Below are 25,463 nucleotides of genomic sequence, written 5' to 3'. Positions count from 1 at the left end.
CCCCACCGCGCCGCCGACGCCCCGCCCCGCCGCGTAGGCCGCCTTAACTGTCCGCGCGCCGCTCCGCCGCGCGGGGCGGGCGCGTAGCGCCGCCGCGGGCGCTCTTGATCCTGTATGGCGAAATTCGGCAACAACCTCGGGATGGTGCTCGGCGTAGCATGGCGGCCGTGAACGAGGCCATGGCTGAGCTGCTGTCTACGCTGACGGAATCGCGGCGGGCTCATTCGCTCGCTGTTGGACGGCGGATGGAGAGCGTCGCCGAGCTGCTGCCGGTTGAGCTACGTGCAGACGCGGTCGTGGCGGCGTATCTGCACGATGTGGGCTATGGGCGCTCGGGCATCGGATTTCATCCGATCGACGGTGCTCGGCTGTTGCGATCGCTCGGATACTCGCGAGCAGTGTGCCACTTGGTGGCCTTCCACACGGCAGCCGAGGTTGAAGCGGATGTGCGCGGGTTGAACGCCCGCATCTTCGATGAGTTCCGCGTCGGCGATGTGGCCGGGCTCGATATGGCCAACGACTTTCTTTGGTGGGCCGACCTCTGCACGGGGCCGAACGGTGAGGACTTCACAGTGGACGAACGGCTCACTGAGATCCTGAGGCGGTATGAGCCGGGCAGCGTCGTCCACACTGCGATCACTCGGGCGGAACCACGGTTGAGGATGGCGGTTCAGCGGGCATCCGGATCGATGTAAGGCTCGCTCTCACGGAGTGCCCAGTCGATCCGCTTCCGCTGGCTCCGGTCCATGGCCAAGGACGCGATCTGCTCGATTGGCACCCATTCGACCCGCGTACTTTCGTCGCTGGTTGTCGGGCTTCCACCGATCGCTTCGCCGCGATAGACGACGGTGAACTCCTGCCGCACCTCATCGTTGCTGGTGTAGTGGATGACATGGGTTGGATCTGTGAAGATCCCGACGATGCCGGTCACGTGGATATCGACGCCGGTCTCCTCCTGCGTCTCACGGACAGCTGTACGGCTCAGGGACTCGCCGGGGTCGTGTGCACCACCAGGCATAGACCAGTTTCCATTGTCCGACCGGCATATAAGCAGGACCGCGCCGTTCTGCTGGACAAATGCAGCCGCGCTCGGTCGAACGCTATTCGCCGCTGGCGCGTTCGGGTCTTGGTGGTAGTCAATCCGGCGTCCCATGCCGCTAGGTTACGCGGGGCGTCCGGTCTTCCAGACAGCTTCGAACGAGTCCTGGTAGTAGGAGAAGAGGCGACCGCCGGGAATTTGCTGGAGGTGCTGGACCGGTGACTTCGCGGCATACGCGCCGTAGCTGTGCGTGTTCACCAGCATCGAGTCGCCGAACCGGTAGATGCTGTTGTACAGCGTCGTGCGATGCGTTCGAATATCCACCATCGGAAGATCCATCGTCTCGCGCAGGTACTCGAGCGTCGATTCGCACCGCTGCGGAAGCGATGGCAGACCCTCCTCGCGGCCCCTAGTGATGACCTCCGGTGCATCGCTCTCTCCGAGGAGAATGCGGATCTGCACCCCCGCCTGGGCCTTCGAGCGGACGACGTTCACGAAGTCGAGGGACTCGACCAGGAATCCTCCCGCGTACACCAGGACATCGATGTGACCAGCGGCCTGCCGCATGAGGGACCGCCAAACCTCATGCGGCACTTCAGGGCGAGTCGGCCAGATCTGCACCAGTTCCGACAGTGACGCGATGGCAGATCGACTGCCCGCCAAAAGTTCTGGCCAAAGATAGGTCTCGTCATGCCCTAGCTCGCGGGCGACCTTGAGTCGAAGCCCTGGATGCGGGCACCGGTCCTGCGTGATCCATCGTTCGATGGTCTTCGTGCTGACCTCAAGCCGTTCGGCCAGAGCATGTTTCGTGAGATTCGCGGCAGCCATCGCACCCCGGAGGCGTTCGTTCGTCATGTCTCAATTCTACCTTCAAAGTGTCCCCAAATGTCCTTATTCGTAGGTTATTACGTCCCTAGATGTCGCGAGATTCTTGAGGTGTCCGAGTTGCAGATCTACCGCAACCACGAAATAAGCACCGACACAAGGAGATTCGAAGATGGCATTGAAGGATATGTGGATCCCGACCGATTTCCGTTCCGTGTTCCCGAAGGGCGTGCTGCTGCTCGGCGACATCGAGGCGCAGATCGAGTTCAGCGAGGACCGCAACGCGCCGAAGCGTCAGGCGCTCGACTTCGACCGGGAGGGCAATGGCTCGGGTAAGCGGCTGTGGAAGGCGACGATCATGGACCGGGCGGGAGGCAAGGCGAACCAGGCCGGTTTCGATATCACGTTTGTTGCTGACCAGATGCCGGTTCCTTCGGAGCCGGAGGTCATGGAGGGCCTGCGTCCGATCGAGCTCGAGGGGCTGCTGCTCAAGCCTCGTGTGGTCGGTAACGGCCAGTTCAAGTCGATCGGCTTCTACATCCGCGCGACGGGGATCAAGGGCGACACCTCGGGTGCGAAGCAGGCTCCGGCCGATCCGGGTGCGGCCCGCTCGACCAACAAGGCGGCGTGATCATGACGAAGAAGACGAACGTCGTTCGGGGCTTGCTGAACGGAGTGCACTACGAGAAGGGCCGGACCGGGGCATACGGACTGGAAGGTGCGAACGAGCTGCTCATCGACGTGGGTGAGACCACGGTCGTGCTGGAGGGTTCGGACGCTCACGAACTTCTGTTCGCATTGCAAGAGATCCTGTCGGCGAGCGCCTCGGATCAGTCGGTCTGATGAGCGCGGCGGATCAGACGGTGTCGGCGGGGATGCGTTGGGCGCGTTGGTCCGCCGTGGTCATCATCCTGGGCGTGGGGGCGGCGGCGTTTCGGCTGTCGTTCTCCACCCTGGAAGACCTCGCGAAGCTGGCGCACGTCCCCGCGCGGGACGCGTGGCTGTTCCCGCTGATCGTGGACGGCACGATCCTGCTTGCCACCTTCGGGGTGCTGGTCTGCACGCACCGCCCCGAACGCCGGTTCTTCGTCGCGGTCCTGACGGTCGGTGCGCTGGTCTCGGTCGCGGGCAACAGCTTGCACGCGGTCGCAGACGGTCGGGACCTCCCACCATGGGCCGCTGCTCTGGTCGCGGCCATCGCGCCGATTTCCCTGCTTGCCGACACTCACGGGCTCGCGCTGTTGTTCCGTGCGGCGCAACGTCATTCGGCGCCTGCCCCGGTCGTGGCTTCGGCCGCCGTGGAGTCCGAGCCCGAACCCGATCCCGTCCCGGTTGCCGAGCCTGCTGCGGCTCCGGTGCCGGTGGCGGTCCCTGATCCCGAACCGGTCACCGCTCCGATCCCGGTCCCGGTTCCCGAGATTCCTCCGGCCGTGCCGCGTGTGGTCGCGCCGGTCCAACCTGTTCGTTCACCGCGACCGGTGCAGCAGATGCTGCCGATCGCCGTTCCCGTTGGGGGTGCCTGACATGTCCATTTCCGTCAGAACCGATGGCCTTATCGCCGATCCGCCCGAGGCGAGGTACCAGCCCGAGCACGACTTCGTATACGGCGACGGCAAGTACACGAGCCACATCCCCGCCAAGGTCCGCCTGGACTTCGGAATGGACGTGACGCTGTGGCTTGACCTCGATGACGCGCGCGTCCTGGTCGCCCAGATCGCCGCGGTGTTGGTCGAACACGACGCGTTGGTCTACCGCGTCGATCTGGTCAAGGCGGCGGCGTAATGACCACGCTGACAAGGGTTCCTGCTGTGGTGACGGGTGTGTTGGCGGCGGTGACGGTGGTGGCCGGTGCTGGGGTGCTGGCTTCCTCGTCCGCGGCGGACGGCTCGGTCTCGTCTGTCCCGCAAGCCCCGTCCTCGTCTGCGGTCGTCACGAGCACGCCCGCGGCGCCGGGGTGCGTGATGTTCTGCACCGAGGCCGGACTCGGCTCGACCGATGCCGAGAAGCCCGTCGTTCCGTCTGCGGACGGGTGCCGCCTGTTCTGCGAACTCGAAGGCGATCCGCGGATCGGGGGTGCGCGATGAGTGTCGCGGAATCGGTGATGCTGGCCAGCGGCCTGGCTACGGGTGTGTCGGGGGTGTGGTGGCTGCGGTCGCTGATCGCGCGCGGTGCGGCCGTGCAACCGGCTGGTGATGCCCGTGAGGTCGCTGCGGCTGCTCCGGTCGAGCTGCGTACGGCGGTGCTGGTGGTCGCTGATCCTCGGCAGCGAGCGCACATGTTCATCGCCCTCAACCTCGGCTCGGTCGACAGCGGTTTCCCGCCGCTGGAGGACTGGGTGTACACCGATTACGGCCTCCAGATCGACTTGCTGATGATGGCCGGACAGACCCGCAAGGACTGGGCCGCCGATGACGTGGTGGACGCGTTCGCGCAGGTGCTGGCGGTGCCGCGGGTGACCGTGGTTTTCCCTGAGCCGGGGGCGGTTCGTCTTCAACTGCGGGTGTTCGACACGCTCGCGGACCCGACAAAGGTGTCGGGGGTCCACAACGGCGTGGACTTGGAGGCGATCCCGGTCGGCGTGCTGGAAGACGGCGGCACCTGGTACCTGGCGCTGCTGTATCGGCATCTGTTGATCGCGGGCGGCACCAACGCCGGTAAAGGCGGACTGGTGTGGGCGATCATCGCCGGACTCGCCCCGGCCATCGCGTCCGGGCTGGTCGAACTGTGGGTGGCCGACCCGAAAGGCGGTATGGAATTCGGGCGCGGCAAAGCGCTGCTGACCCGCTTCGAGTACACCGATGAGGGCATCGTCGCGATGATGGCCGACGCCGAAGCCCTCATGTTGGAGCGTGCGGCCCGCTGCCGGGAGGCCGGTATCGAAAAGCACGTCCCGACCGTGGACGAACCGCTGATCGTGATCATCGTGGATGAGGGCGCGTCGATGACCGCCTACGCCGAACCCGACACGATGAAGAAGTTCGATCGCCATTTCGGCAAGCTGCTGACCCAGGGGCGGGCGCCGGGTATCTGCGTGATCACCTGTGTGCAGGACCCGTCGAAAGACACCCTGCCGCAACGTCAGTTGATTCCGATCCGTATCGCTTTGCGACTGGACGAGCGCACCCAGATCGGCATGGTGCACGGCGATTCGGCGCGCGAGCGTGGCGCACGTTGCGACGAAATCCCCTACACCACACCCGGTGTCGCCTACGTCCGCGAGGACGGCACTCCGAACATCGTACGAGCGCGCTCGTACTTCGTCTCCCGCGAGGACATCGCCGAACTGAGCGAGCACTACGCCCCACGCGGTCACGGCATCGACTTCGCACCCCAAGCCGACTACAGCGACTTCGATCCCGATGACCTCGGCGACGGCGAGAACGGGCCGGTGGCGGCATGAAACGAGGATTCGTGACCGAAAGCCATATCCGCATCTACTGCGACTGCTGCGGGCAGGTCTACGCCGAGGAAGCCTCGCGCGGGCACGCCGCCAAGGGCATCTGCTTCACCTCGCTCGCCCAGGCCGTGGACTGCCTCAACGCCAACTCCGCGCCGTGGGAGTGGTTCTACGACGGCGACCGGGTCCTGTGCCCCGCCTGCCGCTTTGTCGAACTCGGTGATGCCGAGTTCAACGACCTCTACTCGAAGGACTGAATCATGAAGCGCAACAACACTCCTCAGCACGTTTCGGTCGATCGGGACAACGTGATCGACCTCCAGGCCCGTCGTCGCTGCCAGCTCGAAGCCCGCGGCCTGGACCCGATCGCGATCGCGCTCAACGTCTTCGCCGAAACCGGATCGGTCCCTACCTGGAACAGCGGTGACGACTACGACGGCGGGGACTGGGCGGCATGAGCACCAAACCGAAACCTGGTGCCAAGCAGGTGAATCCGATCGTTCAGGCTGCGGCTGATCAGGTCGCCAAGGGCAAGCGCCGTGCCAAGAACCTGCACCAGCCGTGCGAGGGCCAGCTGCCGCTGTTCGACCCGCCCGCCGAGAGGGAGCCGCGATGAGTCGCCGTCCGAGACTGCTGGATCTGTACTGCTGCGCCGGTGGCGCCGCGATGGGCTACCACCGCGCCGGGTTCGAGGTGGTCGGCGTGGACATCGCGCCCCAGCCGCGCTATCCGTTCACCTTCCACCAGGGCGACGCGATCGAGTTCCTGACCGCCCACGGGCACGAGTTCGACATGGTGCACGCTTCCCCGCCGTGTCAGCGCTACAGCCCTCTGGCGGCTCTGTACCCGGATCGCGAATACCCGGACCTCGTGGCCGCGACCAGGACGGCGTTGATCGCGGTGGGTACGCCGTTCGTGATCGAGAACGTCATGCCCGCACCGATGGACCTAGTGCGATCGATCACGCTGTGCGGCAGCATGTTCGGGCTGCGCACCTATCGGCACCGCCGTTTCGAAAGCAATGTCGCGTTGCGGCCCCCGGCCCATCCAACGCATACCGCCCGCACAGCGACGACCAGGAGGCGCCAGCGGTGGGCTGAGGGCTGGAACGTCTCGGTCACCGGACACATCGGAACTTACGTCGGCCCGGAGGCGATGGGCATCGACTGGATGAACGGTGACGAACTGTGCCAAGCCATTCCACCCGCCTACACCGAACACGTCGGCGCCCAACTCCTCGCCCATTTGACCGATCCCAGCGGACAGCTGTCCCTGTTCGAGGCGGTGGCCTGATGACCAACAAGACAACCCACAACACGACCGACACCGACCCGTTCGACCTGCTCGGGCTGGCCGTGCTCAACCTCGGCGGCTGGCTGATCACCGGTGTTGGCGTGACCATGTGGTGGGCGGTGCTGTTCCCGATGATCTCGATCCCACTCGCGCTCGCGGTCACTGCGGGGATCGTCACCGGACCGGCCGCGGGTGCCGTGGTGGTCGGGGTGTCCGCCGCGGGGATGGTGCTCTGGCGCCGCAGAAGCCCGGAGACCTTCGAGCGGTGGATATCTCGGCGGGCACGGCACCGGTTCCTGAGCTGGCTGCGCTACCGCCGCCGCTGGACTCGCCTGATGACCGCTTGCCACCTGACGGTCACCACCGACGACCGCACCGCGGTGCCTCGGCTGCTCGACGTCGTGATCGGGGACTCGGTGGATCGAGCGCGGGTGCGGATGCTGCCCGGCCATTGCCCCGCCGACTGGGAGAACCGCACCGACCATCTCGCTCACGCGTTCGGCGCGCAGGACTGCCGCGTCACCATCACTGGACCCGCGACCGTGGAACTCGCTTTCCGCCACGGTGATTCGCTCGCTGATCCGATCGCCCTGCCGCATATCGACGGCGGGCTCGACTGGGGAAAGGACGCCGCCTGATGACCACCGAACTACTCGCTACCACGACCGCCGACACTGCGCCCCCCGACCGGCAGACCGCGGCCCAGCGTCGCGCGCTCCCGGACTTCACCGACGTGGCCGAAGCGACAGCGGAGAAGTTCGGCGTGTGTGTGCGGCCGGTCCCGATGCAGGTGTACAACCCGAAAACCCTGACTGAGGAGTACATCGGCGCGCCGTGCAAGTCCACTGTCGCCAGCGTGTGCAAGCCGTGCGCGGACAAGGCTCGCTGGCTGCGCATGACCCAATGCCGCGAAGGCTGGCACGCAGACACCGAACCGGTCGAAGACACCCGAGACCCGTCTGAGCAGCAAACCGAATTGCTCACCGCCCGAGCCGATCTCGCCGAGCAGTACCGCGAATCCCGCGACGACGGGGACGACGAGATGGCCGACGCGATCGCGCAGCTGGTGGCCGACCTGGACCGCGACCTCCGGGATTCGGGGTTCCGCGGACCGATCCCGCCACTGGACCCCAAACCGCGCAAGCGGCGTACCCGCTCCACCAAACGGCGCCAGGACGTGCCGGACCTGCCGCGCAAGAAGGTCGAACGCACCACGGTCGGCAAGGTGATCGGCGGCTACCGCTCCTCGATGATGGTCACCCTCACCATGCCCTCCTACGGTCCGATGAACCATGACGGTGCCGTCGACGCCGAAGGCAAACCGTGCGGCGACGGCTCCCCACGCAACCCGGAGACCTACGACTACGCCCGCGCCGCACGCGACATCGTCTTCTTCTCCAAGCTGGTCGACCGCTGGATTCAAAACCTTCGCCGCGCGGTCGGCTATGACGTGCAGTACTTCGCCACCGTCGAACCCCAGAGGCGCGGCGCCCCGCACCTGCACCTGCTGCTGCGCGGTGTCATCTCCCGCGAACTTCTGCGCCTGGTCACCGCGGCGACCTACCACCAGGTGTGGTGGCCGCACTTCGACCCCGAACACGAGGTCTACTCCGGCGACCGCATGCCGATCTGGGACTACAAGGCACTCACGTTCGTGGACCCTGACACCGGGGCACCGCTGGCGGGCTGGGATGACGCCCTGGACGTCCTCGACACCGTCGACGATCTCGAACCGGCGTACACGGTGCGGTTCGGCGAACGTATGGACCCCGGCCACATGCGTGGCTACATCCCGGGCGAGAAGGCCGACCGTGCCATCGGCTACGTCACCAAGTACCTGACGAAGTCGATCAGCGAAGTCCTGGACACCGACTCGACGCGGACCGCGATCCACTACGACCGCCTCCACGCCGAACTCCAGCACACCCCGTGCTCGCCGCGGTGCCCGGTGTGGTTGCGCTACGGCATCGTCCCCAAGGGCGCCAGCGACAAGACCGTGCCCGGCCGCTGCAAGGGCAAAGCCCACCGCCGAGACACCCTCGGCCTCCCCGGTCGGCGCGTCTTGGTCTCCCGCCGCTGGTCCGGCAAAACCCTGCCCGATCACAAGGCCGACCGGGCCGAATTCGTTCGGCAACTGCTCGCGCAGGTCGGCATCGTCAAACCCGACACCAGCCACTTGATCGTGCGGCCGGTCGAACCCGGCGACCACTCCGCCCCACCGCGCGATCACCTGATCATGGCCGCGATCGCTCAACGCACGGCTTGGCGCGCGGAATACACCAGAGCGTTGCTCGCAGCGGGAGCAGCGGCGTAGCACAACATTTCGGCAATTCGGCAAGCAGCCTAGAAGGCAGGGGAGTAATGGACGACGAGACATATTTGAGGGCGAAGGACTGCGAGGCGCTGACCGGGATTCCGGAAGCTACCTGGCGGTGGTGGGCCCATGTGGGCTACGGACCGGAGAGCTTCAAGCTCGGGCCGCGGCGGCGAGTGTGGCGGAAGTCGGTCGTGCTCGCGTGGATCGCAGAGCAGGAGCAGGCGACAGCACGCGGCGGGAAGGTGGCGTAGTGCCGACTCAGCGAAATCCGCGGTCGGGTGTGGAAGACCGGTGGTACCCGACGGTGGTCGAGGTCGATCCGGTGACCAGGAAGACGACGAAGAAGAAGGTCAAGTCCGAAGAACGGTTCGGCAAGGGTAAGCGGTGGCGGGCTCGCTACGTCGACCCGAACGGCGTGGAGCGGTCGAGGTCGTTCGATACCAAGATCGCAGCCCAGAAGTTCCTCGACGGCGAGGTGACGACGAAGGTCGTGACCGGCTCATGGGTGGACCCGGACCGTAGCGGGGTGCGTTTCGAGGTCGTGGCGGAGAAGTGGTTCTCGACGAAGAAGTTCCGCAAACCGAAAACGGTGGCCGGTTACCGGTCTCTGCTCGACACGATCGTGTTGCCGCGCTGGGGATCGGTGCCCCTGCGTGAAATCGAGTTCGAGGACATTCAGGAATGGATCGTGAGCCTCTCGGAATCGGGAAGCTCACGGTTTGTCGGGCGTGGATTGTCGGCGTCGCGGACGATTCAGTCCTACCAGGTGCTCAGCCAGGTATTGAGGTTCGCGATCAAGGCGAAGAGGCTGGCGGCGAATCCGGCCGACGACGTGGATCTGCCGACGATGATGTCGGGGTCGCGGCGGTATCTGACGCACGTGGAGGTGATGCAGCTCGCTATGGCCGCGGGGCGGTTCCGGCCGCTGGTGTTCACATTGGCCTACACCGGAATCCGGTTCGGTGAGGCGATCGCACTGCGCACTGCGGACGTGGATTTGGTGCGCAACCGGATCACCATCAATCGTTCGGCAACCGGGGTCACGGGCAAGGGCATCGTGGAGACCGACACGAAGAACCACACCACTCGGGCCGTGCCGGTGCCGGGGATTCTGGCCAAGGATCTGGCCAACATCCTGGGTGGTCGGCGACCGGACGCGTTGGTGTTCCCGAGCCACAAGGGCGGATATCTGACCTCGACGGAGTTCCGGTGGGTGTTCAACCAGGCGGCGAAAGACATCGGTCTCGACGGGGTCGTTCCGCACGGACTCCGGCATACCGCGGCGTCGTTGGCGATCAGTGCGGGGGCGAACATCAAGGTCGTCCAGCGGATGCTCGGCCACAAGACGGCGACGCTGACGCTGGACCTGTACGGGCACCTGTTCCCGGACGACCTGGATACGGTCGCGGCGGGAATGGACGCGGGCGCCCGAGCGGCTGCGGACTATCTACGGACTGCGTGAAGTGATGAGCAAGGACGCGATCCACGAAACCACGTCCTACCTTGGTGCCGAGTGTGGGACTCGAACCCACACGTCCTTTCGGACAACGGTTTTTGAGACCGTCGCGTCTGCCAGTTCCGCCAACCCGGCGCACCGGGTCTGAACTATAGCGGGTCGGGGGCGCTTTTCGGAAACGGGTTGCCGTGTACGCCACAGTTTCCTCTTTGCGCAGGGTATATGCGTTGTGAGCCGAACTGAAAGGTACTCTCTACATCACTCGACAGCGTGCAGGGTGGGGCGAGACCGGTTGGTGTGGGTCTCGGCCCATTCGCGTGTGTCGGGACAGGCATCGGAACCAGAGGGGCATACCTATGAGCACTACTGCAGCAGGGGGCGCCGGCACGAAGAAGGACGCCGGGGCGAAGCGGGTCGTCGTCGCCGAAGACGAGGCGCTCATCCGGATGGATCTGGTCGAGATGCTGACCGAAGAGGGCTATCAGGTGGTCGGCGAGGCGGGCGACGGCCAGCAGGCGGTGGATCTCGCGGTGGAGCACCGGCCCGATCTGGTGATCATGGATGTGAAGATGCCGCGCCGCGACGGTATCGATGCCGCCGCCGAGATCGCGTCGAAACGTGTTGCGCCGGTGGTGATCCTGACCGCGTTCAGTCAGCGCGATCTAGTCGAGCGGGCGCGCGACGCCGGTGCGATGGCGTATCTGGTGAAGCCGTTCACCAAGTCGGATCTGGTGCCCGCGATCGAGTTGGCGGCGAGCCGCTTCCACGAGATCACCGCGCTGGAGGGCGAGGTCGCGAATCTGGCCGATCGGCTGGAGACGCGCAAGCTGGTGGAGCGGGCCAAGGGTGTGCTGATGCAGACGCAGGGTCTGTCCGAGCCGCAGGCTTTCAAGTGGATTCAGCGGACCGCGATGGATCGCCGGACTACGATGAAGGCGGTCGCCGAGGTGGTGCTGGAGAACCTGGCGCCGAAGTGATGCGACACCCCTCGGGGCGGTCTGGGCTGGAAAGATTTACTCCCCGGAAACGCGATCGCCAAAAAGAATTCGACACGATGTCGTCCGCATGATGCGAATGTGATGCGGATCTAACGTACCGACGCTATGTTCTGACCGGGCTGACGTGGTCGGCCTCCTCGGATTGCCGGGGGAGCACAGGACGTAGAGGTGAGACGTGCTTAGTTCGACATGGCGCAGTCGTTCGACGCGGGGTGTGTTGGTCATCGGTGCCGCCGCGGCGCTCGCACTGACCGGTTGCAGCGACAAATCCACCGACAGCGGCTCGGGCGCGACCGGTGCCGGTACGGGAGGCCTGTCCATTCAGCCGGTCATGCAGGTGGACACCGCGGGCAAGGAAGTGCCGAAGACGGATCCCGCGAAGGCGGCCGATCCCGCGGGTGACGGCAAGGCCACCTGTGCTCCCGGTACCGCCGTCGCCATGGCGGGCGCGCTGACCGGCCCGGACGCGGCGCTCGGCATCAACATCGTCAACGGTGTGAAGCTGGCGCTCGATCAGCACAACAAGGCGAATCCGGGCTGCAAGATCGAGCTGAAGCAGTTCGACACCGAGGGCGATCCGCAGAAGGCGACCCAGGTGATCCCGCAGATCGTCAACGACAAGTCGATCATCGGCCTGGTCGGTCCGGCGTTCTCCGGCGAGACCAAGGCGACCGGCCAGATTCTGAGCGACGCGGGCCTGGTGGCGGTGACGTCCTCGGCGACCAACGCGACGCTGACCCAGAACGGCTGGACCACCTTCTTCCGCGGCCTGGCCAACGACGACGTGCAGGGCCCTTCGGTGGCGAAGTACCTGGTCGGCACCGCGAACTACAAGAAGGTGTGCGTGGTGCAGGACAACACCGATTACGGTGTCGGCCTGGCCAAGAGCGTCACCGAGGGCTTGGGCGCCGCCGCCGATCCGGCGTGCGCGGCCAGCATCAAGAAGGGTGACAAGGACTTCTCGGCCACCGTCACCAAGATCGCGGCGGCGGCGCCGGACGCGGTCTTCTTCTCCGGCTACTACGCCGAGGGCGCGCCGCTGGCGCAGCAGCTGAAGTCCGGTGGCGTGAAGGCCGTGTTCGTCGGCCCGGACGGCGTCAACGACCCGCAGTTCATCTCGCAGGCGGGCAGCGCGGCCAAGGGCGCGAACCTCACCTGCCCCTGTGGCCCGGCTCCGGAGAAGTTCGCCAAGGATTACGAGGCGCTCAACGGGCAGGCGCCCGGCGTGTACTCGGTGGAGGCCTACGACCTGACCACGATCCTGGCCAAGGGCATCGACGGCGGTAAGGTCACCCGCCCCGATCTGCTCGCATTCGTGCGCTCCTACGACGGACCGGGTCTGGCCCGTAACTACAAGTGGAGCCCGAACGGCGAATTGGCCAACGCGCAGATCTGGATCTACGAGGTCAAGTAAGTACCGCGAACCCAGCACGTACGGGGGTGCCCGTGACGCCCCCGTACGTGCTGTTTCATGAGGGGCATTGGTGAAGGCGTTTTTCGAATGACAGCATCAGCACTGGCCGGCGTGGCATACCTCGCCGACGGCTCGATCGACTTCGACTATCAGGGAGTGATCGATCAATTCTGGCGACTGACCGTCGACGGAGTTACCTACGGTTCCATCTACGCCTTGGTAGCGGTGGGCTATACCCTGGTCTACGGCGTACTTCGGCTCATCAATTTCGCCCATTCGGAAATATTCATGTTGGGCATGTTCGGTCAGTTGATCGGACTGATGCTGTTCGGTTTCGCCGCCAGCCCCGATGTCTACAACCAGGGCGTGCTGCTGACGGTCGTGTACATCGGTTTGGCGATGATCGTCGGCATGCTGGTCTCCGGCGGCGCGGCGGTCGGATTGGAGCGGGTCGCCTATCGCCCGCTGCGTAAACGCGGGGCCAAACCGCTGGCCTTCCTGATCACCGCGATCGGCATGTCGTTCGTGATCCAGGAGTTCGTGCACTTCATCCTGCCGAAGATCAATCCCGATCTCGGCGGCACCAATGCCCAGCAGCCGATCCAGCTCGTCGAGCCGACGGTGCAGTTCAGCTTCAGCGGCGCCGATGTCACGAATATCGCGATCCTCATCGTGGTCGCCGCGGTGGTCCTCGCGATCGCCACCGAAATGCTTATCAACAGAACGAAATTCGGCCGCGGCATCCGCGCCGTGGCGCAGGACCCGGACACCGCGACGCTCATGGGCGTCTCGCGCGAGCGGGTCATCATGCTGACCTTCCTCATCGGCGGTGTGCTCGCGGGCGCGGCGGCGACGCTGTACGCGATCAAGATCCCGCCCGCGATCATCTACTCGGGCGGCTTCATCCTCGGCATCAAGGCGTTCAGCGCCGCGGTGCTCGGCGGCATCGGCAACCTGCGCGGCGCGCTGCTCGGCGGACTGATCCTCGGGGTCGTGGAGCAGTACGGGCAGATCCTGTTCGGTATCGAATGGCGCGACGTGGTCGCCTTCGTCGTGCTCGTCGTGGTGCTGATGGTCCGCCCGACCGGCATCCTCGGTGAAAGTCTCGGGAGGGCCCGCGCATGATCGACTCGACCAAGACCCCGCCGCGCCAGGGCGTCGGCGACGCGCTGCGCACCTGGTGGGAGGGCCTGTCCCGCCCAGCCCAGTGGGCCGTCGGCGTGCCCGCGATCGCCGCGCTCGCGCTGCTTCCGCTCTTTCCGCCCCCGATCCTGGACACCCCCGCCTACAACTTCGGCCTCGTCATGGCCGAGGTCGCTATGTTCGCGCTGATCGCCATCGGCCTGAATGTTGTTGTCGGACAGGCGGGTCTGCTCGATCTCGGCTACGTCGGCTTCTACGCCATCGGCGCCTACACGGTGGGCCTGCTCACCAGCCCGAACAGTCCGTGGAACCAGACCGACGGCGGCTGGCTCGACCCGGAGTGGGCATGGCTGGCGTGTCTGCCGATCGCGGTCGCGGTGACCGCGCTCTCGGGTCTGATCCTCGGCTCGCCGACGCTGCGACTGCGCGGCGACTACCTGGCGATCGTCACGCTCGGCTTCGGCGAGATCGTGCGACTGCTCGCCGACAACCTGCACGAGCTGACCAACGGCAGCCTCGGGCTGTCAGGGGTGGCGTACCCGCACGTGGGCGAATCGGCGGAGAAGCCGAACGGCGTGTTCTCCGCGGGCAACACCGGCGATCCGGACAGCGCCAACCTGCTGGACCGAGCCAGCTACGGCACCTACTGGTTCTGGCTCGGCATGGTGCTGGTGATCGTCGTGCTGCTGATCGTCGGCAACCTGGAACGCAGCCGGGTCGGCCGCGCCTGGGTCGCCATCCGCGAGGACGAGGACGCCGCCGAGATCATGGGCGTGCCGACCTTCAAGTTCAAGCTGTGGGCGTTCCTGATCGGCGCCGCGGTGGGTGGTCTGTCCGGCGCGATGTACGCGGGCCAGGTGCAGTTCATCAATCCGACCGGGTTCAACATCATCAACTCGATGCTGTTCCTCTGCGCGGTGGTGATCGGCGGCCAGGGCAATAAGCTCGGTGTCATCTTCGGCGCGTTCATCATCGCCTACCTGCCCAAGCGGTTGACCTCGGTGCAGCTGGTGGACGACGAGTCGACCGGCTACGTGCTGCTGATCGTCGACGTGGTGCTGTTCGTCGGCCTGCTGGTGCTCTGGCGGTACAAGGGCCGCGAATTCGGCATCTGGCCGCGCCGCGGATTGATCACCGGCATGGTGTTCACCGGCGTCATGGCCGCGCTGCTGCTCGGCAGTGTGCTGCTGTTCCGCAAGGGCGGCGCCCAGTCGCTCGGCGACCTCAAGTATCTGTATTTCGGAATCGCGTTGGTGGTGATGATGATTCTGCGGCCGCAGGGTCTGTTCCCGGCCCGGCAGAAGCTGCTCACCTACGGCAGGCAGGTGTACCAAGCCGTGCGCAGACCCACGGTGGGCGAGCCGATCGGAGCGGGGAAGTGACCGGGCCCGGCGCGGGTGACGCGCTGTTCGACAACGAGGACATGGCCGCGGGCTACGCCGCACCGCCCGCGGAGGAGAAGAGCGCGGGCGAGGTCGACGTCACCGCGGTGCTTCCGGAACTCGGCGACGAAGAAGCGGTCGCCGAAGTCGTCGCCCCGCATCGGGAGATCGAGACCGAGGTCGGCGCCCCGCTGCTGAAGACCGAGGGACTCACCGTCAAGTTCGGCGGTCTCACCGCGCTGGACAACGTCAGCTTCGAGATCCGCCGCGGCGAGATCCTCGGGCTCATCGGTCCCAACGGCGCGGGAAAGACCACCTGCTTCAACGCGATCACCGGCGTGTACAAGCCCGCCTCCGGGCTGGTGTATTTCGACGGCAAGCCGCTGACCAAGACCAAGCGCAACGCCATCACCCGGCTCGGCATCGCCCGCACCTTCCAGAACGTGCGGCTCTTCGGCGAGATGACCGCGCTGGAGAACGTGGTGGTCGGCACCGACGCCAGGCACAAGACCTCGGTGCCCGGCGCGGTGTTCCGCAGTCCGCGGCACCGGCGCGAGGAGCGCGACGCCATCGAACGCGGGATGGCGCTGCTCGAATTCGTGGGCATCGCGCCGCGCGCGGTGGAGAAGGCGCGCAACCTCTCCTACGGCGATCAGCGCCGTTTGGAGATCGCGCGCGCCCTGGCCACCGAGCCGAAACTGCTGTGCCTGGACGAGCCCGCCGCCGGGTTCAATCCCAGCGAGAAGTCGGCGCTGATGGACCTGATTCGCAAGATCCGCGACGACGGGTTCACCGTGCTGTTGATCGAGCACGACATGCGACTGGTCATGGGCGTGACCGATCGGATCGTGGTGCTGGAGTTCGGCCGTAAGATCGCCGACGGTCTGCCCCGTGAGATTCGGGAGGATCCCGGGGTCATCGCGGCGTATCTCGGCGTGCCGGATTCGGAGGTCGAAAGCGGTTCTGCCGCAGGGGCTTCCACCGAAGGTGAATCCGGGTCGGCGTCTGCGAGCGAATCCGGATCGGATCCAGCGTCTTCGGGATCCGAAGGCGAATCCGATGCCAGGTCTTCCGCGGCGGAAGGTGAATCCGGAACCTCGGCGACCGAGGGTGAAACCGGCCCGTCTTCGTCCGCCGAGGGCGACGAATCCGATTCCGGCGCGGGGGAATCGACGGGGAAGCCGCCGACCCCTCCGGCCGGTGGCGCCCAGGTGAGCGTTCGGAAGGAGCCGGGACCGGACAAGGACTCCGCCGCGCCGCGCGACTTCAGCGACGCCCCCGCGCTGCTCGAGGTCGACGACATGGTCGTCAACTACGGCAGAATCCAGGCATTGCACGGTGTTTCGCTGCGGGTCGCGGAGGGCGAGCTGGTCACCCTGCTCGGCGCGAACGGCGCGGGCAAGACCACCACCATGCGCGCGCTGTCCGGGCTGCTGCCGCTGGCGCGCGGGCGGATCAAGTTCGAGGGCCGCGACATCACCACGATGAAGGCGCACGAACGGGTCGTCGGCGGGTTGATCCAGGCGCCGGAAGGCCGGGGCGTGTTCCCCGGCATGACGGTGCAGGAAAACCTCGACATGGGCTGCTACGGGCGGACTTTCGCGCAGAAGGCCGAGTACCAGCGAACGTTGGACTGGGTGTTCGAGCTGTTCCCCCGGCTGCTGGAGCGGCGCAAACAGGTCGGCGGCACACTCTCCGGCGGCGAACAGCAGATGCTCGCCATCGGACGCTCGCTGATGGCGCGCCCGCGCCTGCTGCTGCTCGACGAGCCGTCGATGGGCTTGGCGCCCATGGTGATCCAGCAGATCTTCCGCATCATCGGGGAGATCAACCGGCAGGGCACCACGGTGCTGCTCGTCGAGCAGAACGCCCAGCAGGCGCTGGCCCGCAGCGACCGCGCCTACATCCTGGAGACCGGCGGCGTCACCAAGACCGGTAGCGGCAGCCAGCTGCTCACCGATCCCGCGGTGAAGTCGGCCTACCTCGGCGTGGGGTGAGAGTAGCCTCGCCAGCATGGACGAGGAGCTGCTCGAACTGGCGGACCGGTACTGGGACGAGACGTTGGCGGCGTCGCCGAGCCTGGCAACCCTGCTCGGCGACCACCGCTTCGACGATCGCATCGAGGATCTCTCGCTCGACGCCGAACAGCGTCGGCTCGAGTCCTCGCGCGATCTGCTCGGCCGGGTCGACGCGCTCGACCCGGCCCGTCTCTCGCCCGCCGATCGGGTGACCCGCGCCCTGCTGCGCGCAGAATTGGCCACGGCGGTGGACCATTTGGCCTGGCGGCCGCTGGAAATGGCCTCCGATCAGATGGACGGCGTCCACGCGGCGCTGCTCACCGCGGCGCCGCAGATGAACGCGCCGCGGCCCGAGCACGCGCGGGCCCTGGTGCGGCGGCACGAACAGCTCGGCGACATGCTCAGCACGGCGGTGGACCGTTTCCGCGACGGTCTCGCCGCGGGCCGCGCCCCGGCTCGGATCACCATCGAGCGTTCGCTCAACCAGCTCGACGGGTATCTGGCCTCGGACCCGTCGATCGATCCGTTCGTCACCTTCGCCGGCCCGCAGGACTGGGACGGCGAGGCCGAATGGCGCGCCGAGCTGGCGCGGGTCGCGGCGGACGTGATCCGTCCCGCGTTCCAGCGGTACCGCGGCGCGCTCGCCGACGAACTGCTGCCCGCGGGCAGGCCCGACGAGCGCAGCGGTCTGTGCTGGCTCGGCGACGACGGCGCCGAGATCTACCGCAGCCTGCTGCGCCACCACACCACCCTGCCCGATCTGGGCGCGGAGGAGATCCACGAGCTGGGTCTTTCCGAGTTGGCTTTGCTGCGTGAGGAATACGCGCGGATCGGCACTCGGCTGTGGGGCACGTCGGATCTCGCGGAGATCTTCGGCAAGCTGCGCGACGATCCCGAGCTGTGTTATCGCGACGGCGAGCAGATCATGGTCGACGCCAAACGCTGCCTCGACGCCGCGACGGCCGAGATGGGGAACTGGTTCGGCAGGTTGCCCAGGGAAACCTGCGACATCGTGCCGGTGCCGGACTTCCTGGCCGCCGACGCCCCGACGGCCTACTACTTCCCGCCCGCCGCCGACGGCTCCCGTCCGGGAACGTATTTCGTGAATCAGTACGAGCCGCAGGGCCGCGGTCGGTTCGAGACCGCGGCCGTGGCCTTCCACGAGGCGATCCCCGGCCACCACCTGCAACTCACCATCGCCAACGAGCTCGAGCACTTGCCGCGCTTCCAGCGCCAGTCCTTCGCCAACACCGCCTTCGTGGAGGGCTGGGCGCTCTACACCGAGCGGCTGGCCGACGAGATGGGTTTGTACGCCGACGATCTCGATCGGCTCGGCATGCTCGCGGGCGATTCCTGGCGCTCCTGCCGCCTGGTGGTGGACACCGGCATCCACGCGAAGGGGTGGAGCAGGCAGCAGGCCATCGACTTCATGGTGGCCAACGCGCCGGTCGGGCTGACCGAGATCACCGTCGAGATCGACCGCTACATCGCGATTCCCGGGCAGGCGGTGTCCTACAAGGTGGGGCAGCTGGAGATTCGGAAGCTGCGAGCGCTGGCCACCGAGCGGCTGGGGGAGCGCTTCGACATCAAGGCTTTCCACGATGTCGTGCTCGGCTCGGGCACGGTGAGCCTGCCGGTGCTCAGGGAGTTGGTCGCCACCCTGTGAGGTCCGCGCTTCGAACGGCCGAGTTGCGGGCCGGCGCCGCGTCGGGTTCCATGAAGGTGCGTTGACGAAGCACGGTCAGGGGGGACGATGAACCGGCTGTTGGCAACCCACGTCCGAAGACGGATCCTCATCGCGCTGCTCTGCGGTGCGGTGGCGCTGGGCGCGGCGGCGAGCATCGCCGCGCTGAGCGGGCCGCCCGCGGACGCGGGCGCCCTCCGGACCGGAGGACTCACGGCCGCGACCGGACCCGGCTTCGCCGGATCGGTCGGCAACGCGACCGATCCCGCGCGCGACGCCGCCCCGCCGATCGCGCCCGCGCCGCTGGCCGGGCTCCCGCTGGCCGGATCGCCGCACGCCTCGTCGGCCCGCCCGGTGTACGCGCTGCGGGACCATCCGCTGTTCGCCCAGCACATCGGGTTGGGCCGGGTCGACTGCGAGTTGCCCGAATGGCGCGACGAACCCGAGGCCGCGCGGGTGTTCTATCGCGCCGCGCTCGGCTGTCTCAACGCGGCGTGGGAGCCGACGTTGCGCGGCGCCGGCCTGCCGTTCCGGCCGCCTCGACTGGACGCGCCCGCCGCGGCCGACGCGGTGCGCAGCGCCTGCCCGCAGGACGGACGACCCGCGTCGTACTGCGAGTCGGACGAGACGATCGTCATCCCGTACGCCGCCGCGCGCGACGTCACCGCCGATTCGCGCCGCGGCGCGCAACTGGCGCTGCTCGCCCAGGAATACGGTCACCACATCCAGCACGTGGTCGGAGTGCTGCGCGCCTACACCGAGCGCCGCACCCAAGTGGGCTGGCAGACCGCGGCTGGCCAGGAACAGAGCAGACGGCTCGAGCTGCAGGCCGGTTGTTTCGCGGGCATGTTCTTCGGCATCAACCACAGTCGCGGCGACATCGACCAGCGGACCTGGGTCGAGGCCGCCGACCGGGCGCGCGCCGTGGCCGACCGGCCCGGCGCACCCCGCCTGCACGGCGCGGACCACAACGTGTGGGGCTGGTGGAAGTGGGGCTCCGACAAGGGCGACACCTGGGAGTGCAACACCTGGTACGCCGACCAGGAGAACGTCGAGTAGAGCCGCCGCCCGAGCCGGTTCGGCGCGAGTCCCGGTGTCGGCGTATCGGCTTGTCGGTGCCGGTCCCTAGACTCTGGGGCGTGAGCTCACCTTCGACTGCCTCGCGTCCCGCTTCCGCGACCGCCACCGCTTCCGGCGACCGGCCGACACTGCTGTTGCTGGACGGGCATTCGCTCGCCTACCGCGCGTTCTTCGCGCTACCCGCGGAGAACTTCAAGACGGTCACCGGACAGACCACGAACGCGGTGTACGGGTTCACGGCGATGCTCATCAACCTGCTGCGCGACGAGAAGCCGACCCACGTCGCGGCGGCCTTCGACGTGTCGCGCAAGACCTTCCGCACCGAGGCGTACCCGGAGTACAAGGCCAACCGCAGCCAGACGCCGGACGAGTTCCGCGGCCAGGTGGAGCTCACCAAGGACGTGCTCGGCGCGCTCGGCATCCCGGTGATGGCGATCGACGGTTTCGAGGCCGACGACGTGATCGCGACCATCACCACCCAGGCGCAGGCCGAGGGCTTCCGCATCCTGATCGTCACCGGCGACCGCGACTCGATCCAGCTGGTCAACGACGAGGTCACGGTGCTGTACCCGCGTAAGGGCGTCAGCGACCTGACCAGGTTCACGCCCGACGAGGTGATGGCCAAGTACGGCCTCACCCCGAACCAGTACCCGGACTACGCGGCGCTGCGCGGCGACCCGAGCGACAACCTGCCCGGCATCCCCGGCGTGGGGGAGAAGACCGCCGCCAAGTGGATCCGCGAGTACGGCGATCTGGCCACCCTGGTGGAGAAGGTGGACCAGGTGAAGGGCAAGGTCGGCGACGCGCTGCGGGCCAACCTCAGCAGCGTGGTGCTCAACCGGCAGCTCACCGAGATGGTCAAGGACGTGCCGCTGCCCTACACCCCTGATCAGTTGGCGCAGGCGCCGTGGAACCGCGAGCAGATCCACCAGCTCTTCGACGATCTCGAATTCCGGGTACTGCGCGACCGGCTGTTCGAGACCCTGGCGCCGCCGGAGCCGGAGGCCGAGTCCGGTTTCGAGATCTCCGGGGGCGCGCTCGCCGTCGGCGCGGTCGCCGAGTGGCTCGCCGCCCACGCGAAAGCCGGTGTCCGCCACGGTGTCTCGGTGGTCGGCACGGGCTCGCCGGGCAACGGCGACGTGAAGGCGATCGCGATCGCGGCCGCCGACGGTGAGAGCGGCTACATCGACGTCACCGTGCTCGCCCCGGAGGACGAGGCGGCGCTCGGCGCCTGGCTCGCCGACGCCGCGGTGTTCAAGGCGCTGCACGAGGCCAAGTCGGCCGGGCACGCGCTGCGCGGCCGCGGCTGGCGCATCGCGGGGCTGACCAGCGACACCGCGCTCGCGGCCTATCTGGTCCGGCCCGGCCAGCGCAGTTTCAATCTCGACGACCTCTCGCTGCGCTACCTGCGCCGCGAGCTGCGCGCCGAGACCGACGTGGCGCCCCAGCTCTCGCTGCTCGACGACGAGGACACCGTCGACGCGGAGCTGGCCCAGGCCGAGATGCTGCGCGCCCGCGCGGTGCTCGACCTGGCCGCCGCGCTGGACGAGGAACTCGAGCAGATCGAGTCCACCGCGCTGCTCACCGACATGGAACTGCCGCTGCTCGGCGTGCTGTCCACCCTGGAGGACGCGGGCATCGCGGTCGACGTCCCGCAGTTGGAGTCCCTGCAACGCCAGTTCGCCGACAAAGTGAGCGAGGCGGCCGAGGCGGCCTACGGCGTGATCGGCAAGCAGATCAACCTCGGCTCGCCCAAGCAGCTGCAGGTGGTGCTGTTCGACGAGCTCGACATGCCGAAGACCAAGCGCACCAAGACCGGCTACACCACCGACGCCGACGCGCTGGAATCGCTGTTCGAGAAGACCCAGCACCCGTTCCTCGAGCACCTGCTCGCGCACCGCGACGCGACCCGGCTCAAGGTGACGGTGGACGGCCTGCTGAAGTCCGTCGCCGAGGACGGCCGCATCCACACCACGTTCAACCAGACGATCGCGGCCACCGGACGGCTCTCCTCGACCGAGCCGAACCTGCAGAACATTCCCATCCGTACCGATACCGGACGCATGATCCGCGATACCTTCGTGGTCGGCGCCGGGTACGCGGAACTGATGACCGCCGACTACAGCCAGATCGAGATGCGGATCATGGCGCACCTGTCCGGCGACGAAGGCCTGATCGAGGCGTTCAATTCCGGCGAGGACCTGCACAGCTTCGTCGCGTCCAAGGCCTTCGACATCCCGATCTCCGAGGTGAGCCCGGAACTGCGCAGGCGGATCAAGGCGATGTCGTACGGCCTGGCCTACGGCCTGAGCTCCTACGGCCTCTCGGCGCAGCTGAAGATCAGCACCACCGAGGCCAAGGAGCAGATGGACATCTACTTCTCCCGCTTCGGCCGCATCCGCGACTACCTGTACGAGGTGGTCGAGCAGGCGCGCAAGGTCGGCTACACCGAGACGCTGTTCGGCCGCCGCCGCTACCTGCCCGACCTGGATTCCAGCAACCGGCAGCGCCGCGAGGCCGCCGAGCGGATGGCGCTCAACGCGCCCATCCAGGGCACCGCCGCCGACATCATCAAGGTCGCGATGATCAACGTGCACAAGGCGATTCGCGAGGCGGACTTGCGCTCGCGGATGCTGCTGCAGATCCACGACGAACTCGTCTTCGAGGTCGCCGAGGGCGAGCGGGAAACACTGGAACAGCTCGCGTGCGAACAGATGTCGGCCGCGATCGACCTGTCCGTGCCGCTGGACGTGTCGGTCGGCACGGGGCGAAGCTGGGATTCCGCCGCGCACTGAGCTTCCGGTCCCACACATCTGGCGTACGCCTCACAACAGCGCTGCCTCTGTGCGGCGTGTGCGGGATGTGTGGGAAGGCGGGATTCGCGTACGGGCCCCGCGCGGGGGCTCGGGCGAGGGGTGTGCCAGGGTCGGGTCTAGGTTTACCGGCGTGGGCGCAGGCCGTCCATCATGTGGGTGGTCATCTCGTCCAGGAGCTCGTCGGCGGCTTCGCCGGCGATCACGCCGGAACTGACGAAGGTGGCCAGGCCCTGGAGTGCGGCGACAGCCGAAAGGGCGATGCGCCGTGGTTCGCCCGCGGTGACCTCCCCGCGCGCCTGCGCGTCCGCGATCAGCGCGACCGGCGCCGCGAAGGCGCGGTCGACGGCCTCCGACATCGCGTCGCCCGCGGCCGGGCTGTGCCTGCGCGCGAACATCAGCGCGAGCAGCGCCGAGTTCTCCGTCGCGAAGCGCAGGTAGGTTCGCGCCATCTCGCGGATGCGTCCGCCGAAGGAGTCGCTCGGCGCGGTCCGCTCGAGCGCGGCGCCCAGCTGCTGAAACCCGGACACCGCCAGGGCGTCGAGCAACGCCTGCTTGTCCTTGAAATGCCGGGTCGGTGCCGCGTGGCTGACCCCGACGTCGCGGGCAAGCTGTCGCAGGGACAAGCCGTCGACACCGGATTCCCGCAGCGTGGCCTCGGCGCGCTGGAGCAGCTCGGCGCGCAGGTCGCCGTGGTGATAGGCGCGGCCTCGGGTGATCGACATGGTGTATGCAGGATAACAACATGTAGTCGTTGACTACTTTGTAGGCACTGCCTACATTTTCCGGTATGACGGTTCGGACCTTCACCGCCCCGATCGCCGTGTTGATGGTGTTCGCGGCGTTGCTCGCCACCATGTACCTCGGCTACGCCAGCAATACCGAGACGAACCTGCACGACTTTCCCGTCGCGCTGGTGAACCAGGACGTCGGAGACACGATCGACGGCAAGCCTGCGAACTTCGGCGCCCAGGTCACCGACGGACTGGTTGCCGAGATCCCCTCGGAGACGGTCGATCTGCGCGTCGTCGGCATCGCCGAGGCGCGCAACCAGTTGCAGAACGCCGAGGTGTACGGCGCCATCGTCATCCCCTCGGACTTCACCAAGCGACTCGCCATTCTCGGCGCTGGCGCGGTGGTACCTGGTGAGATCGAGCGACCGGTCATCACCGTGCAGACCAATCCCCGCGTCGGGCCCTACACGACCGGCATCATGCAGCGGATCGCCGACCGCGCGCTGGTCAGGGTGAACGAGACCGTCGGCAAGAACCTCACCGACCAGGTGAACGCCGCGCTCGCGAACGGAACCCCCGTCGAGATGAGCGGCGCGGCAAGGCTTTCGCTCTCCGATCCGGTGCAGGTGATCACGGCTCCCTACCGGCCAATGGACGACGGCGCCGGGCAGGGTCTGGTCGCGTTCTTCTACACACTGATCCTGCTGCTCGCCGGATTCACCGGCGCCATGATCATTCACACGCTCGTCGATTCGGTGCTCGGCTTCACGCCGACCGAGTTCGGACCCTGGTTCGTGCATCCGCCCGCCACCGGCGTCTCACGGCTGCGCACCCTGCTGGTCAAGTGGGGCGTCATCGCCACCGCGGCGCCCATTCTGTCGGCGGTATTCCTCGGCGTCGCAACGGTAGTGGGCGTCCCACTCGGCAACGGGCCGCTGCTGTGGCTGTACGGCACCCTGGCCATCATCGCCGTCGGCGTCACCGCGCTCGCGGTGCTCGCGGCCTTCGGTACCGCGGGCCTGCTGGTGAACCTGATCCTGTTCGTGGTGCTCGGACTGCCCTCCTCGGCCGCCACCGTCCCGCTGGAGGCCACGCCGTCCTACATCTCGAATCTGGCCGCCTTCGAACCCATGCACCAGATCTACCTGGCCGTGCGCGCGATCCTCTTCTTCGACGCGCATGCCGAAGCCGGTCTCGGCCAAGGCCTTTGGATGACCGTGCTCGGATTGGCCATCGGCCTCGTCCTCGGCGTCCTCGCCACCCACCTCTACGATCGCCGCGGCCTGGACCGCGCCGCCGCATCGGATCCGGCGCCGGTCGCGATCCCCGTCACGGCGGTGTGAGTCCTACCGGGCCAGAGCGGCCGCGGATCTCGAACTGTCCGCGGCCGCTCTCCACGACGAATCACGCTGTGCCGGTGCGTACTTGGTGCGTGCCAGCGTCCCTTGTAGGCGTGGCTGAAGGACGTTCCCACGGGGCGCGACCGGCGTGCCGAGGACGCGCTACGACTACCGGCGGACCAATCGCGCCGCGCCGGTGCTCAGATCCACCTCGTCGCGAGGCGGCGCGCCATCGGACATGGTCTCGCGGTGCATGAGGGTGGTCTGGCGCTGTTCGAACTCGTAGTGCTTGGAGCCTTGGAAGACCGCGGTCACCTCTTCGAAGCCGGTGGCGGAAAGCGGGTGGCCGGTGCGGCGTTTGGTCCAGGGAAGCAGACGGCTGCCGGTGAGGCGATTCCAGAGGACCTCGGTGCAGGCGAGCGCGACGAGCAGGATGGCGAGACCGGGGATGGTCATGGCGACGAGACCCATGCCACATAGGTACCCGCGCCGCGTGCGGTGTGAGCTGCGGTGATGATACTCGTGAGTAG

28 protein-coding genes, 1 tRNA gene and 1 pseudogene are annotated in these 25,463 nt (G+C 67.2%); 25 read left to right on the top strand and 5 right to left on the bottom strand.

The features are described 5' to 3' along the window. The first annotated feature begins 167 nt into the window (after nt 1-167). Nucleotides 168-695, top strand: coding sequence for an HD domain-containing protein (locus AB0H49_RS29640; RefSeq protein ID WP_357256116.1), 528 nt, complete (start codon nt 168-170; stop codon nt 693-695). Here AB0H49_RS29640 and AB0H49_RS29635 read toward each other — a convergent pair. Next, nucleotides 671-1,153, bottom strand: a complete 483-nt coding sequence (locus tag AB0H49_RS29635; protein ID WP_357256114.1) for an NUDIX domain-containing protein — start codon at nt 1,151-1,153, stop codon at nt 671-673. The genes AB0H49_RS29640 and AB0H49_RS29635 overlap by 25 nt on opposite strands. A gap of 9 nt (nt 1,154-1,162) precedes the next feature. Beyond that, nucleotides 1,163-1,894 (bottom strand): helix-turn-helix transcriptional regulator, encoded by a 732-nt coding sequence (locus AB0H49_RS29630; RefSeq protein ID WP_357256112.1) that lies wholly within the window; start codon nt 1,892-1,894, stop codon nt 1,163-1,165. Nucleotides 1,895-2,051: 157 nt separating this feature from the next. Here AB0H49_RS29630 and AB0H49_RS29625 point away from each other — a divergent pair, with 157 nt between their 5' ends. From AB0H49_RS29625 to AB0H49_RS29560, 14 genes are read left to right on the top strand one after another with little or no spacing between them, the layout of a single operon-like run. Further along, nucleotides 2,052-2,495, top strand: a complete 444-nt coding sequence (locus AB0H49_RS29625) for a hypothetical protein (RefSeq protein ID WP_357256110.1) — start codon at nt 2,052-2,054, stop codon at nt 2,493-2,495. Nucleotides 2,496-2,497: 2 nt separating this feature from the next. Then, nucleotides 2,498-2,707, top strand: a complete 210-nt coding sequence (locus tag AB0H49_RS29620; RefSeq protein WP_357256108.1) for a hypothetical protein — start codon at nt 2,498-2,500, stop codon at nt 2,705-2,707. Then, nucleotides 2,707-3,387, top strand: coding sequence for a DUF2637 domain-containing protein (locus tag AB0H49_RS29615; RefSeq protein ID WP_357256106.1), 681 nt, complete (start codon nt 2,707-2,709; stop codon nt 3,385-3,387). The genes AB0H49_RS29620 and AB0H49_RS29615 overlap by 1 nt, the downstream gene beginning before the upstream one ends. 1 nt (nt 3,388) lies before the next feature. Beyond that, nucleotides 3,389-3,646, top strand: a complete 258-nt coding sequence (locus AB0H49_RS29610; protein WP_357256104.1) for a hypothetical protein — start codon at nt 3,389-3,391, stop codon at nt 3,644-3,646. Continuing rightward, nucleotides 3,646-3,948 (top strand): hypothetical protein, encoded by a 303-nt coding sequence (locus AB0H49_RS29605; RefSeq protein WP_357256102.1) that lies wholly within the window; start codon nt 3,646-3,648, stop codon nt 3,946-3,948. Before AB0H49_RS29610 ends, AB0H49_RS29605 begins: the two co-directional genes overlap by 1 nt. Beyond that, nucleotides 3,945-5,264 (top strand): FtsK/SpoIIIE domain-containing protein, encoded by a 1,320-nt coding sequence (locus tag AB0H49_RS29600; RefSeq protein ID WP_357256100.1) that lies wholly within the window; start codon nt 3,945-3,947, stop codon nt 5,262-5,264. Before AB0H49_RS29605 ends, AB0H49_RS29600 begins: the two co-directional genes overlap by 4 nt. Before the next feature lie 11 nt (nt 5,265-5,275). Continuing rightward, nucleotides 5,276-5,518, top strand: coding sequence for a hypothetical protein (locus AB0H49_RS29595; protein ID WP_357256098.1), 243 nt, complete (start codon nt 5,276-5,278; stop codon nt 5,516-5,518). 3 nt (nt 5,519-5,521) lie between these two features. Next, on the top strand, nt 5,522-5,719 hold the full coding sequence (locus AB0H49_RS29590; RefSeq protein ID WP_357256096.1) for a hypothetical protein: 198 nt from the start codon (nt 5,522-5,524) through the stop codon (nt 5,717-5,719). Then, a complete protein-coding gene (locus AB0H49_RS29585) occupies nt 5,716-5,877 on the top strand; it encodes a hypothetical protein (RefSeq protein WP_357256094.1) in 162 nt (53 codons plus the stop codon). The genes AB0H49_RS29590 and AB0H49_RS29585 overlap by 4 nt, the downstream gene beginning before the upstream one ends. Further along, nucleotides 5,874-6,554: a DNA methylase gene (locus AB0H49_RS29580; protein ID WP_357256093.1), complete on the top strand. Its 681-nt coding sequence runs from the start codon at nt 5,874-5,876 to the stop codon at nt 6,552-6,554. The genes AB0H49_RS29585 and AB0H49_RS29580 overlap by 4 nt, the downstream gene beginning before the upstream one ends. After that, the gene (locus tag AB0H49_RS29575) at nt 6,554-7,192 is read left to right on the top strand and encodes a hypothetical protein (RefSeq protein WP_357256091.1); all 639 of its coding nucleotides are present in this window, start codon (nt 6,554-6,556) and stop codon (nt 7,190-7,192) included. Before AB0H49_RS29580 ends, AB0H49_RS29575 begins: the two co-directional genes overlap by 1 nt. Then, entirely contained in the window at nt 7,192-8,868 is a 1,677-nt protein-coding gene (locus AB0H49_RS29570; protein ID WP_357256089.1) for a replication initiator, read from the top strand. Before AB0H49_RS29575 ends, AB0H49_RS29570 begins: the two co-directional genes overlap by 1 nt. 47 nt (nt 8,869-8,915) lie before the next feature. Beyond that, on the top strand, nt 8,916-9,122 hold the full coding sequence (locus AB0H49_RS29565) for a DNA-binding protein (protein WP_357256087.1): 207 nt from the start codon (nt 8,916-8,918) through the stop codon (nt 9,120-9,122). Beyond that, nucleotides 9,122-10,333: a tyrosine-type recombinase/integrase gene (locus AB0H49_RS29560; protein WP_357256085.1), complete on the top strand. Its 1,212-nt coding sequence runs from the start codon at nt 9,122-9,124 to the stop codon at nt 10,331-10,333. The genes AB0H49_RS29565 and AB0H49_RS29560 overlap by 1 nt, the downstream gene beginning before the upstream one ends. A gap of 42 nt (nt 10,334-10,375) precedes the next feature. On the opposite strand, the gene AB0H49_RS29555 is transcribed toward AB0H49_RS29560, so the two are convergent. Then, a tRNA-Leu gene (locus AB0H49_RS29555) sits at nt 10,376-10,462 on the bottom strand. A 221-nt stretch (nt 10,463-10,683) separates the two neighbouring features. Between AB0H49_RS29555 and AB0H49_RS29550 the strand changes: the two genes are divergently transcribed. The 9 genes and pseudogenes from AB0H49_RS29550 (at nt 10,684) to polA (ending at nt 22,841) form a co-directional block, all read left to right on the top strand. After that, on the top strand, nt 10,684-11,304 hold the full coding sequence (locus tag AB0H49_RS29550) for an ANTAR domain-containing response regulator (RefSeq protein ID WP_097248397.1): 621 nt from the start codon (nt 10,684-10,686) through the stop codon (nt 11,302-11,304). A 235-nt stretch (nt 11,305-11,539) separates the two neighbouring features. Continuing rightward, nucleotides 11,540-12,739 carry a branched-chain amino acid ABC transporter substrate-binding protein gene (locus AB0H49_RS29545; RefSeq protein WP_355004107.1) on the top strand — a complete coding sequence of 400 codons (1,200 nt, stop codon included), beginning with the start codon at nt 11,540-11,542 and terminating at the stop codon, nt 12,737-12,739. A gap of 87 nt (nt 12,740-12,826) precedes the next feature. Further along, nucleotides 12,827-13,864, top strand: coding sequence for a branched-chain amino acid ABC transporter permease (locus AB0H49_RS29540; protein ID WP_355004106.1), 1,038 nt, complete (start codon nt 12,827-12,829; stop codon nt 13,862-13,864). Further along, nucleotides 13,861-15,264: a branched-chain amino acid ABC transporter permease gene (locus tag AB0H49_RS29535; RefSeq protein WP_357256082.1), complete on the top strand. Its 1,404-nt coding sequence runs from the start codon at nt 13,861-13,863 to the stop codon at nt 15,262-15,264. Before AB0H49_RS29540 ends, AB0H49_RS29535 begins: the two co-directional genes overlap by 4 nt. 41 nt (nt 15,265-15,305) lie before the next feature. Further along, a pseudogene (locus AB0H49_RS29530) lies at nt 15,306-16,196 on the top strand (ABC transporter ATP-binding protein); the annotation flags it as partial. A gap of 369 nt (nt 16,197-16,565) precedes the next feature. Continuing rightward, the gene (locus tag AB0H49_RS29525) at nt 16,566-17,261 is read left to right on the top strand and encodes an ABC transporter ATP-binding protein (RefSeq protein WP_355004166.1); all 696 of its coding nucleotides are present in this window, start codon (nt 16,566-16,568) and stop codon (nt 17,259-17,261) included. Nucleotides 17,262-17,277: 16 nt separating this feature from the next. Next, nucleotides 17,278-18,948 carry a DUF885 domain-containing protein gene (locus AB0H49_RS29520; RefSeq protein ID WP_357256080.1) on the top strand — a complete coding sequence of 557 codons (1,671 nt, stop codon included), beginning with the start codon at nt 17,278-17,280 and terminating at the stop codon, nt 18,946-18,948. 87 nt (nt 18,949-19,035) lie between these two features. Next, the gene (locus AB0H49_RS29515) at nt 19,036-20,025 is read left to right on the top strand and encodes a neutral zinc metallopeptidase (protein WP_357256079.1); all 990 of its coding nucleotides are present in this window, start codon (nt 19,036-19,038) and stop codon (nt 20,023-20,025) included. Between the two features lie 80 nt (nt 20,026-20,105). Then, nucleotides 20,106-22,841: a DNA polymerase I gene (gene polA, locus AB0H49_RS29510; protein ID WP_355004102.1), complete on the top strand. Its 2,736-nt coding sequence runs from the start codon at nt 20,106-20,108 to the stop codon at nt 22,839-22,841. A gap of 143 nt (nt 22,842-22,984) precedes the next feature. On the opposite strand, the gene AB0H49_RS29505 is transcribed toward polA, so the two are convergent. Next, entirely contained in the window at nt 22,985-23,584 is a 600-nt protein-coding gene (locus AB0H49_RS29505) for a TetR/AcrR family transcriptional regulator (protein WP_357256077.1), read from the bottom strand. Between the two features lie 65 nt (nt 23,585-23,649). Between AB0H49_RS29505 and AB0H49_RS29500 the strand changes: the two genes are divergently transcribed. Further along, nucleotides 23,650-24,936: a DUF3533 domain-containing protein gene (locus tag AB0H49_RS29500; protein ID WP_357256075.1), complete on the top strand. Its 1,287-nt coding sequence runs from the start codon at nt 23,650-23,652 to the stop codon at nt 24,934-24,936. A gap of 165 nt (nt 24,937-25,101) precedes the next feature. Here the strand turns inward: AB0H49_RS29500 and AB0H49_RS29495 are convergent, their stop codons facing one another. After that, complete coding sequence (locus AB0H49_RS29495; protein WP_355004099.1) at nt 25,102-25,404, bottom strand: DUF6191 domain-containing protein; 303 nt, start codon at nt 25,402-25,404, stop codon at nt 25,102-25,104. Nucleotides 25,405-25,463: the final 59 nt, after the last annotated feature.

Origin of the sequence: Nocardia sp. NPDC050713 (assembly GCF_040654315.1) — a bacterium.
GTDB lineage: Bacteria > Actinomycetota > Actinomycetes > Mycobacteriales > Mycobacteriaceae > Nocardia.
This window is presented reverse-complemented; position numbering and strand designations above follow the sequence as displayed.

Coding starts and splice junctions, on each gene's coding strand:
- AB0H49_RS29520 (WP_357256080.1), top strand. CDS start 17,278: ATGGACGAGGAGCTGCTCGAACTGGCGGACCGGTACTGGGACGAGACG.
- AB0H49_RS29550 (WP_097248397.1), top strand. CDS start 10,684: ATGAGCACTACTGCAGCAGGGGGCGCCGGCACGAAGAAGGACGCCGGG.
- AB0H49_RS29565 (WP_357256087.1), top strand. CDS start 8,916: ATGGACGACGAGACATATTTGAGGGCGAAGGACTGCGAGGCGCTGACC.
- AB0H49_RS29635 (WP_357256114.1), bottom strand. CDS start 1,153: ATGGGACGCCGGATTGACTACCACCAAGACCCGAACGCGCCAGCGGCG.
- AB0H49_RS29590 (WP_357256096.1), top strand. CDS start 5,522: ATGAAGCGCAACAACACTCCTCAGCACGTTTCGGTCGATCGGGACAAC.
- AB0H49_RS29605 (WP_357256102.1), top strand. CDS start 3,646: ATGACCACGCTGACAAGGGTTCCTGCTGTGGTGACGGGTGTGTTGGCG.
- AB0H49_RS29615 (WP_357256106.1), top strand. CDS start 2,707: ATGAGCGCGGCGGATCAGACGGTGTCGGCGGGGATGCGTTGGGCGCGT.
- AB0H49_RS29495 (WP_355004099.1), bottom strand. CDS start 25,404: ATGGGTCTCGTCGCCATGACCATCCCCGGTCTCGCCATCCTGCTCGTC.
- AB0H49_RS29630 (WP_357256112.1), bottom strand. CDS start 1,894: ATGACGAACGAACGCCTCCGGGGTGCGATGGCTGCCGCGAATCTCACG.
- AB0H49_RS29585 (WP_357256094.1), top strand. CDS start 5,716: ATGAGCACCAAACCGAAACCTGGTGCCAAGCAGGTGAATCCGATCGTT.
- AB0H49_RS29500 (WP_357256075.1), top strand. CDS start 23,650: ATGACGGTTCGGACCTTCACCGCCCCGATCGCCGTGTTGATGGTGTTC.
- AB0H49_RS29620 (WP_357256108.1), top strand. CDS start 2,498: ATGACGAAGAAGACGAACGTCGTTCGGGGCTTGCTGAACGGAGTGCAC.
- AB0H49_RS29625 (WP_357256110.1), top strand. CDS start 2,052: ATGTGGATCCCGACCGATTTCCGTTCCGTGTTCCCGAAGGGCGTGCTG.
- AB0H49_RS29535 (WP_357256082.1), top strand. CDS start 13,861: ATGATCGACTCGACCAAGACCCCGCCGCGCCAGGGCGTCGGCGACGCG.
- AB0H49_RS29515 (WP_357256079.1), top strand. CDS start 19,036: ATGAACCGGCTGTTGGCAACCCACGTCCGAAGACGGATCCTCATCGCG.
- AB0H49_RS29575 (WP_357256091.1), top strand. CDS start 6,554: ATGACCAACAAGACAACCCACAACACGACCGACACCGACCCGTTCGAC.
- AB0H49_RS29610 (WP_357256104.1), top strand. CDS start 3,389: ATGTCCATTTCCGTCAGAACCGATGGCCTTATCGCCGATCCGCCCGAG.
- AB0H49_RS29570 (WP_357256089.1), top strand. CDS start 7,192: ATGACCACCGAACTACTCGCTACCACGACCGCCGACACTGCGCCCCCC.
- AB0H49_RS29525 (WP_355004166.1), top strand. CDS start 16,566: ATGGTCGTCAACTACGGCAGAATCCAGGCATTGCACGGTGTTTCGCTG.
- AB0H49_RS29580 (WP_357256093.1), top strand. CDS start 5,874: ATGAGTCGCCGTCCGAGACTGCTGGATCTGTACTGCTGCGCCGGTGGC.
- AB0H49_RS29600 (WP_357256100.1), top strand. CDS start 3,945: ATGAGTGTCGCGGAATCGGTGATGCTGGCCAGCGGCCTGGCTACGGGT.
- AB0H49_RS29505 (WP_357256077.1), bottom strand. CDS start 23,584: ATGTCGATCACCCGAGGCCGCGCCTATCACCACGGCGACCTGCGCGCC.
- AB0H49_RS29540 (WP_355004106.1), top strand. CDS start 12,827: ATGACAGCATCAGCACTGGCCGGCGTGGCATACCTCGCCGACGGCTCG.